This window comes from Leifsonia sp. GW821-FHT13C05 (assembly GCF_058806515.1).
In genome coordinates this window covers 227,740-240,179 of the sequence record NZ_JBXAPT010000006.1, presented here as the reverse complement: position 1 = coordinate 240,179, position 12,440 = coordinate 227,740, and the positions used below count along the sequence as shown (strand labels likewise).

14 protein-coding genes are annotated in these 12,440 nt (G+C 66.6%); 3 read left to right on the top strand and 11 right to left on the bottom strand.

Features of this window, described 5'->3' with window-relative positions:
• Window positions 1–23: 23 nt before the first annotated feature.
• The 3 genes from AC1ROC_RS16605 to AC1ROC_RS16595 all read right to left on the bottom strand — a co-directional run bounded on the left by AC1ROC_RS16605 (window position 24) and on the right by AC1ROC_RS16595 (window position 2,539).
• Window positions 24–1,127 carry a hypothetical protein gene (locus AC1ROC_RS16605; protein WP_168688736.1) on the bottom strand — a complete coding sequence of 368 codons (1,104 nt, stop codon included), beginning with the start codon at window positions 1,125–1,127 and terminating at the stop codon, window positions 24–26.
• Window positions 1,124–1,837 carry a sigma factor gene (locus tag AC1ROC_RS16600; protein ID WP_210724020.1) on the bottom strand — a complete coding sequence of 238 codons (714 nt, stop codon included), beginning with the start codon at window positions 1,835–1,837 and terminating at the stop codon, window positions 1,124–1,126. Before AC1ROC_RS16600 ends, AC1ROC_RS16605 begins: the two co-directional genes overlap by 4 nt.
• Before the next feature lie 504 nt (window positions 1,838–2,341).
• Window positions 2,342–2,539 carry a helix-turn-helix transcriptional regulator gene (locus AC1ROC_RS16595; RefSeq protein WP_168688734.1) on the bottom strand — a complete coding sequence of 66 codons (198 nt, stop codon included), beginning with the start codon at window positions 2,537–2,539 and terminating at the stop codon, window positions 2,342–2,344.
• A gap of 101 nt (window positions 2,540–2,640) precedes the next feature.
• On the opposite strand from AC1ROC_RS16595, the gene AC1ROC_RS16590 reads away from it, so the two are divergent.
• Window positions 2,641–3,231 carry a helix-turn-helix domain-containing protein gene (locus AC1ROC_RS16590; protein ID WP_168688733.1) on the top strand — a complete coding sequence of 197 codons (591 nt, stop codon included), beginning with the start codon at window positions 2,641–2,643 and terminating at the stop codon, window positions 3,229–3,231.
• Window positions 3,232–3,327: 96 nt separating this feature from the next.
• Here AC1ROC_RS16590 and AC1ROC_RS16585 read toward each other — a convergent pair whose 3' ends face one another.
• Both AC1ROC_RS16585 and AC1ROC_RS16580 read right to left on the bottom strand, forming a co-directional pair.
• Window positions 3,328–4,275, bottom strand: a complete 948-nt coding sequence (locus tag AC1ROC_RS16585) for a hypothetical protein (RefSeq protein WP_168688732.1) — start codon at window positions 4,273–4,275, stop codon at window positions 3,328–3,330.
• Between the two features lie 251 nt (window positions 4,276–4,526).
• Window positions 4,527–5,549, bottom strand: coding sequence for an aldo/keto reductase (locus AC1ROC_RS16580; RefSeq protein WP_493001508.1), 1,023 nt, complete (start codon window positions 5,547–5,549; stop codon window positions 4,527–4,529).
• A 94-nt stretch (window positions 5,550–5,643) separates the two neighbouring features.
• Between AC1ROC_RS16580 and AC1ROC_RS16575 the strand changes: the two genes are divergently transcribed.
• On the top strand, window positions 5,644–6,231 hold the full coding sequence (locus AC1ROC_RS16575; RefSeq protein ID WP_493001506.1) for a TetR/AcrR family transcriptional regulator: 588 nt from the start codon (window positions 5,644–5,646) through the stop codon (window positions 6,229–6,231).
• 24 nt (window positions 6,232–6,255) lie between these two features.
• On the opposite strand, the gene AC1ROC_RS16570 is transcribed toward AC1ROC_RS16575, so the two are convergent.
• Together AC1ROC_RS16570 and AC1ROC_RS16565 are read right to left on the bottom strand one after the other, a co-directional pair.
• Window positions 6,256–6,561 (bottom strand): EthD family reductase, encoded by a 306-nt coding sequence (locus tag AC1ROC_RS16570; RefSeq protein WP_493001504.1) that lies wholly within the window; start codon window positions 6,559–6,561, stop codon window positions 6,256–6,258.
• 53 nt (window positions 6,562–6,614) lie between these two features.
• Window positions 6,615–7,181: a hypothetical protein gene (locus AC1ROC_RS16565; RefSeq protein WP_493001502.1), complete on the bottom strand. Its 567-nt coding sequence runs from the start codon at window positions 7,179–7,181 to the stop codon at window positions 6,615–6,617.
• Window positions 7,182–7,292: 111 nt separating this feature from the next.
• On the opposite strand from AC1ROC_RS16565, the gene AC1ROC_RS16560 reads away from it, so the two are divergent.
• Window positions 7,293–7,871 carry a TetR/AcrR family transcriptional regulator gene (locus tag AC1ROC_RS16560; protein ID WP_493001500.1) on the top strand — a complete coding sequence of 193 codons (579 nt, stop codon included), beginning with the start codon at window positions 7,293–7,295 and terminating at the stop codon, window positions 7,869–7,871.
• Between the two features lie 14 nt (window positions 7,872–7,885).
• On the opposite strand, the gene AC1ROC_RS16555 is transcribed toward AC1ROC_RS16560, so the two are convergent.
• The 4 genes from AC1ROC_RS16555 to AC1ROC_RS16540 all read right to left on the bottom strand — a co-directional run bounded on the left by AC1ROC_RS16555 (window position 7,886) and on the right by AC1ROC_RS16540 (window position 12,433).
• Window positions 7,886–8,869 carry a LacI family DNA-binding transcriptional regulator gene (locus AC1ROC_RS16555; RefSeq protein ID WP_493001520.1) on the bottom strand — a complete coding sequence of 328 codons (984 nt, stop codon included), beginning with the start codon at window positions 8,867–8,869 and terminating at the stop codon, window positions 7,886–7,888.
• Window positions 8,870–9,044: 175 nt separating this feature from the next.
• Window positions 9,045–9,761: a gluconate 2-dehydrogenase subunit 3 family protein gene (locus AC1ROC_RS16550; protein ID WP_168688726.1), complete on the bottom strand. Its 717-nt coding sequence runs from the start codon at window positions 9,759–9,761 to the stop codon at window positions 9,045–9,047.
• Window positions 9,762–9,796: 35 nt separating this feature from the next.
• Window positions 9,797–11,446, bottom strand: coding sequence for a GMC family oxidoreductase (locus AC1ROC_RS16545; protein WP_493001498.1), 1,650 nt, complete (start codon window positions 11,444–11,446; stop codon window positions 9,797–9,799).
• A 45-nt stretch (window positions 11,447–11,491) separates the two neighbouring features.
• The gene (locus AC1ROC_RS16540; protein WP_493001496.1) at window positions 11,492–12,433 is read right to left on the bottom strand and encodes an aldo/keto reductase; all 942 of its coding nucleotides are present in this window, start codon (window positions 12,431–12,433) and stop codon (window positions 11,492–11,494) included.
• Between the last annotated feature and the right edge of the window lie 7 nt (window positions 12,434–12,440).

Genomic DNA, 12,440 nt, shown 5'->3' with positions numbered 1-12,440 from the left:
CGCGCATTGGTGAGTTGGGTTGGTCAGGGCACCTGAATGTGCTGGTGGTTGCAGGTATCGGCGAAGGTGTGGGTGATATTCATCAGCGGGCCGACTGCCACGCCCGACTGGGCTCGGCAGTCGCTTTGACCGGCGCTCGACCCGTGCGGGGCGTAGGGATCCAGCACATGGATCAATTGGAGGGAGAGGTCGTCCGCACCGGTGAGCGAGCGACGGTTGAGGGCGTAGAAATCTACGGCTTTGCCCTTCCAGTGCGCCGATTTGGTCCCGGCGCCAGGTGTTGTGCCGGTGCAGCGGCGGTTGAGGTCGCTGATGCCGACCTGCTGGAACGACTGGACGGCGACCACGATGAGCTGAAGGACGTGTCCGTCGATCACGCAGTTCGGGGTCGCGGTCCCATCAGCCATGTTGACGACCTGTTGCTGGTACCGGGCCTCGAGGAAGTTCAGCTTCTTTGCCTGGATCGCCTGCACTAGAACGGCCGCCGCAGCGCGGGCGTCCACCGGGATCTGGCATGCGCCGGCGGTGGCCCCGGTGAGCGCCGCGAGGACGTGTTGGGCAGGAGCCCAGAAGGGTGCGTAGTGATTCCGGTCCGCGTTGATCTGGACGGCGTGGGCGACCAAGGTCGGAGCGGCGGTCTGCCAATCCGGTACGTGGAGCATCCGCGTGTAGAACGCCACGGCTGCAGTGGCTGGGTCCATTCGTTGGGCTCGGGTGCCGTAGCCGGCGCCCTGCTGGAAGACCCCGATGGTGGTGTTGTCGACGGCGTCGCCGTGGTCGAGGTTCCGTAGCCCGGACTCCCCGATTGCAACCATCAGCGCGAGCGTTTGACCGTGCGGTGGAATGTTCATCTGCTGGCCGACGGTGATGATCGTCGCGGCGATCCTCAACTGGTCCGGCCGATACCCGTCGACGCTCTGGCTGGCCGACACGGTGGGAGCGGAGCCGCCACACACTCCCCCACCGCCGCCGAACGCGTTGGCGCCCATCGCGAGCACCATCGTGACCGGCAGAGCTACCAAGCTGGCAGGAACGACGAGGACAAGGAAAGCGACGACAATCAGCAGATTCCGCGTTGCTTTTGGATGGGTGACTGCGTGCGCGGCAGCGGCTCCTGCCGTGATCATGCCGAGGCCTCCTGCTCTAGAACGGTCCGGGCGATCATCATCAGCCGTTTCGCCGTCGCGATCCGCGCTCTCGCCGATCCGGCGTGGATATGCAGTGTCGCGGCGATCGTCTCAGCGTCGTCGTCGATCATCTCGGCGACCTCCCGGAAGCCGCCCCGCTCAGGGACGCATCCCACAATGACGGAGCCAGTGAGTGGAAGGCCTGCATCAGCGGCCGCGAGTGCAGCGCGCACGGCGTGCGCCGCCTGGCTCACGCGCTCGCGAACTGTCCGAAGCCCGCGCGCAGAGAGGTGGTGCGCGTCAGCCACGCGATCGCCGTCACCATCGGTGAGCCCCAACTCGCCCACCACGACCCAGTCGGATGAGCCGACGAAATCGGCGACCAGGCTCATCCACCGGTTGGCTTCGAACCGACCGATCAGCGCATCAAGCGGGTCGATGTCGCGGCCCGACTGAATGTCCGCCGGCAACTCATCGGTCTCAACGACCTTGCGCTGCAGTTCACGCAGGACCACATGGCGGGTGATCCCGAACACAAACGCGTTCGGTGTCCCTTTCGCCGGGTCATACGCGGAACAGCGGCGCCAGACCGACTCCCGCACGATCTGCAGAACGACATCGACATCGTTCGGCCGACCCCAAAGACGGTATCGGACGAATGAGCGCATGCTGTCGACGGTGCGGAGAAGTTCTCCGAGACGATCGTCCACCACCGCGACTTGATTTCCTCCAGCCACGAGATCACAACCTTCCTTGCATGGATGTGGCTAATGCGAAGGACCGGGTTCGAGCCGTCAGGCCCGTTAGAACAGCGGTGCGACCTGGCGCGCATGGGCGCGCGAAAGCCCACCTGGGCAACGGATGGTGGATGAGCCGAGCAGCGCCGAAGTCATGGGGTTCGGGGCGGCGCCCTCGGGTTCGATGGTGGAGCGGCGACTTCGACTCTGAAGTGCGGGAGTCTCAGCCACGATGCGTCACCGCCGCCCTGACTCGAATCGCGAGTCCGGCGTAACGGCAAGTGGGGTAAGAATCAGCCGCTCCATTTGGTGCCGCACGCTACCCCCGAAGGGGGGTCGCGCTGTGGCGGCGCGCCGGGGTGCACCGGCTGTTCTACTGACAGCTCTCGCACTGAACCGCATCCATTGGATCGACGGGCACCAAGTAGCCGTCCACGAACTCCTGAATGGGCCCGGCCGGAGTGTCGACCGATGCCGCTACGCCAGCATCGACGTCGCAGTCTGAATGCCGGATTCCAGCCATGCGATCACCTCCGCGCGCTTGTAATAGACCCGGTGCGATGTCGGCTTGTAGAAGCGCGGCCCCTGGTGGCGGTAGCGAAGCTGTGCCAGCGCCGCCACCGAAAGTCCCGTGAGTTCGGCCGCGTCAGCGGGCCGAATGAATTCCCCAATCATCTCGTATCCTCCGTTTCGACAACGAGAGTTTTCATGTGTTGTGAAACTGACAATACCACTAATCGCTGGATTGACAACAGGGGCTGCATTAGTCTGTCAACATGGCGGATTTTCGAGCAGGGCAGACGGTCGGAGTGCGGATCAAACTGGCTCGGCGACAGCGTGGGTTCCGCACCACACGCGAGTTGGCCGACGCTATCCCAGGCGGCAATGTCACCGAGGCGGTGCTGGAGAACATCGAGTCTGGACGAAAGGCAGACATCAGCGTCAGCCAGCTCCTGAATGTCGCGCGAGGACTCAACGTTCCACCTTCGATGCTCCTCGCCCCAATGGGCAGCCCGAATGCAGAGGTCGATCTCCCTAACCTCAGCGATGACTTCGCTCAGATGACGGCGGCGGAATTTGACTGCTGGTTCGCGGCAATACCCGCGAGTTCGTATCGGCCGCGACTTGCGGCCGAGCGATCCGATATCGAGATGCTGGCCTCAATTCGTGAACTAGGGACTCTCCGGCGAGAACTTGAGCGTCTAAGGATCGTCCTCGAGGTGCAGTCGGCCAGTAACGACCCTGACCTGCGCGATATGGACTTGGAGGTTCGCAACCGCATGGAGCGAATTCGTCAGGAGGTCTCCAGGTTGGCCGCACTACTTTCGAGCGACGGCCTGCTCGATCTAGAAGAGCCGCCCGAGTGAAAGACTCCCCGATGCGGCGGCGAGAGCACCAACAGTCTTGACGGGGTTACTAGTTCAGCCAACACAGTCGTTCGGCTGCCATGCCACAAATTCGTGTCACACGCGTCGATATCCGGGTGGCGGAGCAAAGTCTGGTCCCGGCGACCAAACCAGTTCCGGCCTGCCACCACGCCAGGCCACAAGCTTCAGTGCCGTCAAATGAGAGTAGATTGCGGCGTCCATCGCCCATGCCGTGTTGTCGAAGTTCGCCGTGAACAGCGCTTGTGACGTTGGGTCTTCGTCCACCCATTCGACGTTCGATCCCATCACCGACCGCGACAATGACGGATGAGTCAGGCCGCTGACGAAATGCCAAGTGGCCTTGGGGATGTTGGTGCTTAGGCCAAGAGCGGGAGCTGCTTCGCCAATGATGGAGCCAAAACCAGGCAGTCCGACGTTCACGTCATCGACACTGATGCCAGCTTGAGTGGCGAGGTCTCGTAATTGCCGCTTGGTTTCCCGAGCGCTTTTCTCGCGATCGCGACGCATCTTGTTCTTCCGCGACAGCGTCGGCTTGTCGTCTCCCACTTCGACCTCCGTGGCGGCGACCGAGAAGCTCGTGTCGTGCTTGACATCGTCCATTCGCGCTCGAATCGCCCGTCGCAATCGTTCCGCGCGATCATCTGGCATGAGCAGCCAGATGGCCAGCGAATTCGCCTCCATGACCGTGCGGAGGAGTGGATAAAGTCCGATCATCGGGACGCGGAGTCCGCCTGTCTCGGGATTACGCAGCACGAGCAACACCGTCCGCTGCGCATCGAGTGACACTGCCAGGCAATGGCCGACGAGATGACTGAGCTGAAACGGTCCCAATTGCGCGTCGTCTGCTTCGAGCTCAGATGCCGGAGCAGCAAGGTCAAAGAATGTGGAAGCGTGAGCGTCGACATTTTCGATCAGTCTTGCGAGGTAAGCGAGGCGCTCAGCGGCTGGATCGGTTTCCCCAGTCGCGCCGCTCGAGGGTCGGCGTCGTTGAGAGCCGCTCGCCGAGCCTCCTGCACTGGTCATAGGACTTCACCCTATTGGGTAGTGCGCGATCAGCGGCGGCGAAGCGCCAGTACGAAGGCTGCCTCCTCGCAGACCACTTCCGTGCCCACACTTTGCCCACAAAATACTGAGATCGGGGCAAATCACGGAGATAACAGGAGATGCAACTTCCGCGGAATTCCGCGGAAGTTGGCCGTCCCGCGCGGCACGTGCGGGCCCCGCTGGGGGTTCGCATCCCCCATTCTTCGCCTTCATTTCCCTGCCGAGTCCACTCACCCAGCCACCCGGTCCTCCATACCGCGTCGGCGCAGCCGCGCGTCGGCCACCTCCGGCCCGCGGTAGACCATGTCCATCGCGCCGATGCTCTCTCCCGGCGGGACGATGGCGTCGATGCGGTCGAGGATCTCGTCGGACAGGGTGACCTCTGCGCCGGCGAGCGTGTCCTCCAGCTGCTCCATCGTGCGGGGGCCCGCGATCGCCGATGTGACACCCGGATGCGCGATCACGAACGCCATCGCCAGGTGGGTCAGTGGGATGCCGACCTCGTCGGACAGGGCGATCAGCTGCTCGATCGCGGCGAGGCGGCGTTCGTCGTGGAAGTGCCGCATCCCGGTGCTCGCGCGGAAGTTGTCGTTCGCCTGGCCTGCGCGGTATTTGCCGGTCAGTGCTCCGCCGGCGAGCGGGCTGTAGACGAGGGTTCCCATGCCGTAGCGCTGGGCCACCGGGAGGATTTCGCGCTCGATCTCGCGGTCGAGGATCGAGTAGTTCGGCTGCTCGGTGCGGAAGCGCTCGAAGCCGCGGTGCTCGGACATCCACTGCGCCTCGACGATCTCGGAGCCGCGCATCGACGACGTGCCGATCGCCCGCACTTTGCCCTGACGCACCAGGTCGGTGAGCGCGGAGAGGGTCTCGTCGATGTCGGTGTCCGGGTCTGGGCGGTGCAGCTGGTAGAGGTCGATGTGGTCGGTGCGCAGGTTGCGGAGCGAGCGCTCGACCGCCTGCATGATCCAGCGACGGGATGCGCCCCTGTGGTTGATGTCGTCGTCCACCGGCCCCCAGAACTTGGTGGCGAGCACGACATCGTCCCGTCGGCCGGCGAGCGCCTCTCCGACCACCTCCTCCGAGTCCCCGTAGCGGTCGGCGGTGTCGACGAAGTTGATGCCAGCGTCGAGGGCCCTGTGGATGATCCGGATGCCCTCCTGACGGTCGGGGTTGCCGAACGAGCCGAGCATCATGGCGCCGAGGGCGTACGGCGTGACCTTGATTCCGGTGCGGCCGAGAGTGCGGTACTGCATGGGGTCCTCCTGTAGGATCGCTATACGGAACGACGTTCCGCATATGCTGACCACTATACGGAACACTGTTCCGTTTACGCAAGAGGACCTCGCCGTGGCTACCGACGCCGACGCTCAACGCCCCGCACGGGCCGACGCACGCAAGAACCAGGAAGCGCTGCTCGCGGCCGCCCGCGACGTCTTCGCGCGCTCCGGCGTCGACGCGCCGGCGCGCGAGATCGCAGCGGCGGCCAAGGTCGGCGTCGGGACGATGTACCGCCACTTCCCCACCAGGTCCGAGCTCGTCGCCGCCGTGTTCACCACGGAGATCGACGGCACCGCGGCGGCGGCCGCCGACCTGCTCGCGACCCACGCGCCCGGCGAAGCGCTCGAACTCTGGATCTCGCGGTTCACCCGGTTCGTCGCGACGAAGCAGGGCCTCTCCGCCGCTCTCCGTTCGGGAGACCCCGCCTTCGACGCGCTCCCCGACTACTTCGCCGCGAAGCTCGGCCCGGCCATCCGGTCGCTGCTCGACGCCGCGGAGGCGGCTGGGGAGGTGCGCTCCGGCGTCGACCCGCTCGGCCTGCTGCAAGCGGTCGGAGACCTGAGCCACCGGGCGCCGTCCGCGGACGGCAGCCCGAACGCGATGGTCCGGCTGCTGCTCGACGGACTGCGCGTCAACGCCGCCGGATCGGCCGGGTGATCCGGCCAACCCCGCGCGCTCCGCTCAGGCTGCCGCGATCTCCGAGAACAGGCCGGTGAACGTCGTGCCGGTTCCGCCCAGACCCTGGAAGAACTCCCCGGCGGCCGGAGTGGCGACGGCGGCCGACGCGTCCTCGTAGCTGTCGAAGTACAAGTCGAGCGTCCGGTGCGCGGGCGTCGGAGTGCCGTCCTCCTTCGGCCAGACCTTCGCCGCCTCGAGTCGGCGCAGCCCGGGGAGCCGGCGGGCGAATCCCTCCAGCTCCTGATACTCCGCCTCGAAGGCGGCAGGGTCGGTCGGGTTGTCGATGATGATGGTGATCTTCGTGGACATTGCATTTCTCCTTGTGTTGTTCGGTGTTCGCTGATCGTGCAGTGCGTGGATGGTCAGCGGGCGGTGCCCGTGGCCGTGCGGTTCAGTCGGATGGCGGAGACCAGGAAGAAGATGCCTCCCAGTGTCGCGTATCCCGCCAGTCCGACGAGCGATGCAGTCGCACTTCCGGACTGCACCGCGAAGGCGACACCGGCGAGCACGGAGATCCCGCCGCTCAGGATCATCGGCCACTGACCACCGAGGCTGCGACGGGAGATTCCGACGATCAGCTGGACCGCGCCCGCCGTCACCGCCCAGAGGCCCCAGACGAGCAGGACAGCGGACCGGCCGGACATGACGGCGACGATGAGCCCGACAGCGGCGAGCGCGCTCAACGCCATGTTCACGTACAGCAGCCCTGCCGGCCGCGTCGCCCGCGACGCCCGGTGGTCGACGACGGCCGCGACCAGGTCGAACGCCGGATAGATCACGAGGAGCGTCGCGCTCAGTGGCGTGATGCTCGCCGCACTGAGGCCGACGATGATCGCCCACACGATGGCGAAGCCGAAGCGGACGAAGTAGAGGCGGCGAAGCGAGGCGGCGATGGATGCTGGCGGCGCATCCGGTGTTGTCGTGGTCATTCTGGTTCCGTTCTTCCGAGAGGGATGTCATGTAGAATGACTAGTCACTCTACCTGGAGTAACCGTAGCCACCGAATGCCGGGCGCGCAAGAGCACGTGAGGAGAACACCTATGATCGGGAGCGTGAAATCGTCGATGCGGGAGCGACTCATCGAGGCGGCGACCGAACTGTTCTACGCAGAAGGTCTCCGCGCGGTCAGCGTCGACAAGGTCATCGAGCGCGCCGGGACGACGAAGGTCACCTTCTACCGTCATTTCAAGAGCAAGGACGACCTCGTGGTCGCGCACCTGCAGCGCAGGGCGCAGCTGGAACGCGACGGCATCACCGGCGCCATCGCCGCCGCCGCCGGCAGCGCAGACCGGGTGTTCCAGCTGATCGCCGAGCAGCTGGGCTCGATGGCGTGCGAGCAGGGCTTCCGCGGCTGCCCGTTCATCAACGCGGCCGCCGAGTACCCGGATGCGACGAGCCAGGTCCGCATCGAGGTCGACACCCACCGCGCCTGGTGCAAGGCCACGTTCGGCGAGATCGTGCAGCCACTCGGCCTGAGCGACCCGCGCGGGGCGGCCGACGACCTCATGCTCATCCGCGACGGCGCGATGGTCGCCGGGTACCTGGACGACGCCGACGCGCTCGCCGCCTCCTTCATCCGGAGCGCCAGGGCGCTCACCGGGTCAGACAACGCTCCCTGAGTCAGCGCACTGAGTCAGCGGCGCGGCGCCGTGCTGTCGCGCACCTTCAGCTCCGGCTGGATGAGCGGGATGGTCTCCGGCGCCTCTCCCCGCAGCGAGCGGAGCACGCTCTCGACGGCCCGACGGCCCACCTCGGTGAAGTCGAGCCGCACGGTGGTCAGCGCCGGAAGGAAGTACGGTGACTCGTCGCGGTCGTCGAAGCCGACGACGCTCACGTCCCCGGGCACCGAGACCCCGTTGTCGTGGAGCGCCTTGATCAGGCCGAGGGCCATCGCGTCGTTGATCGCGAGGACGGCGGTGATCGAGCGGTCAGCGGCGATCCTGACCCCTGCCCGGTAGCCGGACTCCGCCGACCAGTCCGGGGACGTGAACTCGGGAGGCGTCACCCGGCCGGCGAGGGCGAGCTCGGTCTGCCAGCCGCGGCGGCGCGCATCCGACGCCATCCAGCCGTCCGGCCCTCCGACGAAGTGGACGGTCTCGTGACCGAGGTCGAGCAGGTGCCTGGTGGCCAGCTGGGCGCCGAGCGTCTCGTCGACGGACACGGTGGACGGCCCGGCGGGCGAGCCCTGCTCGAACCGCACCACGGGCACATCCGCGTCGAGCCGGTGCAGCACCTCGACGGCGGCGGTCATCGGCGCGAGCACCACGATCGCATCCACCCCGTCGTCGACGAGGGAGTCGAGGCCGGCCTCGATGCTCGCGCGGTCCACGTTCGCGAGGCTCACCAGGCTCGTGGCGTACCCGCTCCTGCGCGCCTCCTCCGCGATGCCGAACAGCGCAAGCGCCGGACCGTGCACGGACAGCGCGTAGCTGAGCACGCCGAGGTTCATCGACCTGCTGGTCGCGAGGGTGCGCGCCGCCGAGTTGCGACGGTAGCGCAGCTGGGCGATGGCGCGTTCGACCCGTTCGCGGATCTCGGGAGCGACGTTCGAGTGGCCGTTGACCACCCGGGAGACGGTCTGCTGCGAGACCCCGGCGAGGCGGGCGACATCGACCATCCGCGCCGCGCGCGGCGCCTCGTTCTGCTCCGTCACCGGCGGCCCCCGGCGCCCGGCGAACGCACGGAAGAGGAAATCATTCCCCCATTATGACCGCGAGTACGACCGCGAGCGGCCGGGCGCCGGAAAGGCGCGCCAGACCGCTCGCGATCCTGCCGGATCCCTTGCCAGGGCCTCAGCGGTTGCCGTAGCGCAGCACGGCGGGGTGCTGCTCGTACGGCCACTCGGCCTCCGGGATCATATAGTCGAGCGTCGTGTAGCTGCCGTCCATCGTCGCGGCGAGCGACGGAGGGCCGGGGAACCCGATGACCCGCCAGCCGACGCGGTTGTCGTTCCCGCCGTAGACCGGGTCGCCGTAGAAACCCTGCCTGGTGTTCAGCACCAGAAGCGGGAAGAACTCGAGGAAGTCCTCGTTGACAGGCTGGTTGCCGGCCGGCGCTCCCCCGCTCCCCTGCCCGTCCGAGTCTGCGAAGGCGAACTTCGCCGGCTTCTCCTTGCGCGAGATGGTCTCCAGCACCGTGTCCTGCTGGTCGTCGTCGAGCTCGACGAACGGGGCGCCGAACTTCTCGGTGGCGATGCCGTCCAGTTCGACGATCCCCTCCCGGTAGAACGTCCGGCGGCTCTCGATGCGCTCCTGCCAGGCCTTCTCTTCCAGCCCCTCCATCCGGAGGAACCCGTTGCCGTCAGCTGCCGGGAAGACGAACTGCGTCCCCGCCAGCATCCGATCGATGAAGCGGACCACGCCTGCTTCTCTCGCTCCTGGATGGTGGTCCGTCGGAATGATGCGCGCAGTGGCGGCCTCGACAGTCGCCCATTCGTGCTCCGTGAAGAACAGCGGCCCATTCGAATCGCGCGTCGAGATCGGCACGGTGACCCATTCTGCCTGTCCCATAGTTATCGTTGTCTCCTCTGAAATCGTGGTTGAGGTCAGTCGGTCCAGCCATGACGGTCCACGGCGATGATGCGGTCGGCGCACCGCCAGGCGTTCGCCATGATCGTCAGTGCCGGGTTGATGCCGGTCGCCGTCGGGAAGAAGCTCGCGTCGAACACGTAGAGGTTCGGCACCTCGTGCGACCGGCACCACCTGTCGACCACCGAGGTGGCCGGATCGTCGCCCATGCGGGCCGTGCCGAGCTCGTGCGAGGTGTTCCCCGTGATGCGCTCCATGTTGACCGGCACGATCTTGGATGCGCCCGCCGCCTCCAGGATCTCGCCGTTCTTCTTGACCTGCCACTTCTCCTGCGCGAAGTCGTTGGCGTGCGGCGTGTGGGTGATGCGGGCGACCGGGAGTCCCCACGCGTCCTTCACCGTCGGGTCGAGGTCGACCCTGTTGGACTCGACCGGGAGGTCGTGCAGCAGGATGCCGATCTTCATGCTGTAGTTGAACAGGTCCCGATCGGCGTCCTTCGCCGCCTGACCCCAGGTGGGGCGGCCGGGGAAGCTCCAGTTGACGGGGTGGCCGAGCATCGACGGGAAGATCAGCGAGCCCAGGATGTGCCCCCGCGACTCGTCCGTCTCGTAGAAGTCGAACGAGCACAGGTTCATGTAGTGCCCTGACCAGCCGTAGAGCGGGTCGTGCAGCTCCTTGTCGAACAGGCCGACCGAGAACGAGTACTGGTGGAAGGTCGCGTTCTTGCCGACCTGCCCGCTGCCGTTGCCCAGCCCATCCGGGAACAGCGCCGACTTCGACATGAGCAGGAGCCTGGGCGTCTCGATCCCGCCGCCGCAGACGATCACGGCCTTCGCGTTCTGCACGAACTCGTTGCCGTTCTCGTCCTGGTAGCGCACACCGGTCGCCTTGCCGGTCTTGTCGACCAGGATCTCGCTGACGTAGCAGTCCGGCCGCAGGTCGTAGAGGCCGGTGTTGATCGCATCCGGGATGAAGCTGATCAGCGTCGACGACTTGCCGCTGCCCGGGTCGGGATACTGCTGCCAGAAGCCGTTCTCGCTGAACGGCTTGCGACCGCGGTACGGCTCGGTGACCATGCCCTGGGGCATCGGGAACGTGCTGTGGCCCATTTTGTTCATCGCGGTCGCGAAGGTGCGGCCGATCTGGCTGAGCGGCGCAGGCTTGGTCGGGTAGTCGCGGGTGCGGCGACCCTCCCAGCGGTTCGCGCCGCCGAGACCCGAGGTTCCGAACTCCCACTCGACCCGCGTGTAGTACGGCTCGAGGTCGTCGTAGCTGATCGGCCAGTCCACCAGGCTCGCCCCTTCGACGTCGCCGTGCAGCGAGCGCAGGCGGAAGTCGTTGACGGTCATCCGGGGAACCATGCCGCCCCAGTGCGTCGTGCCGCCTCCCACGACCTGCGGGGTCGCGGAGAAGTTCGTGATGACAGCTTCCTCGCTGTCGTTCTGACGGTATGTGCGGGGCTTGAGCTTCGGGTCCTGCCAGATGAAGTTGCGGTTCAGGTACTTCAGCTCGTCGCCGGATGCGTGCTCCGGCTTCAGCCACGGGCCTCGTTCGAGTCCCACCACGCGCAGGCCGGCTTCTGTCAGCACCTTGGCTGCCGTCGCCCCTCCTGCGCCGGCGCCGACGATCACGACGTCGACCGGATCAGGGTTCTTGATGGTGGTCATTCTGTGTCCTTTCCTTTCGGGGGTTCGATGGCGGCGCTGCGCCGGCTACGCCAGCACACCGGAGCGGCCGAGGCGTGCGACGGGCAGAAGGGCGTCCCACAGTTCGGCGGGGATGTCGACGGCGGCGAGCCGGGCGGTCTGCTCGACGCGCTTCGGCTCGGACATCCCGACGATCGTGGAGGTGACGCGCGGGTCGCGCACGGAGAACTGCAGGGCGGCCGCGGCGAGCGGCACCCCGTACGCCTCGCACAGGGACTCCATCGTGCGCACGCGCTGGAGCACCTCGTCGCTGACGGGGGCGTAGCAGTACGTCGGCACGGCATCCGGGCCCTTGACCAGCATCCCGCCGCCGAAGGGAGCCGCATTGACGAACGCGACGCCTCTGGCCTGGGCGTCGTCGAGCAGCGGCTCGGCCGACTGGTCGACCAGCGTGAAGCGGTTGTGGCTGATGACGGCGTCGAACGCCTCCGTCGCGAGGTACTGCAGCTCGAGGTCGATCGGGCCTCCCGCGACGCCGAGGTAGTCGATGACGCCTTCGTCGCGGAGCGCGATCAGCGCTTCGAGGGGACCGCCGGGGGCGACACCCTCCTCGAAGCTGATCTTCTCCGGGTCGTGCAGGTAGACGAGCGGAAGCCGGTCGAGGCCGAGACGTTCGAGGCTCTCCTCCACCGACCGGCGCACCCGGTCACCGGAGAAGTCGGTGGTCCCGGGGATGGGGTCGACCTTGGTCGCCACGACCACTCCGTCCGGCACTCCCCCGTTCTCGCGGATCGCCTGCCCGATGCGCTTCTCGCTGTCGCCGCCGCCGTACTCGTTCGAGGTGTCGATGAACGTGAACGGCCCGTCGAACACCCGCCGGATGGTCGCAACGGCCGTCTCCGTGTCCACTTCGTAGCCGTACTGCGCAGGGAAGCTGCCGAGGGCACTGGTCCCGACGCAGATGTCGGAGACGGTGAGTCCCGTGCGTCCGAATTGTTTGATGGTCATGCGCTTC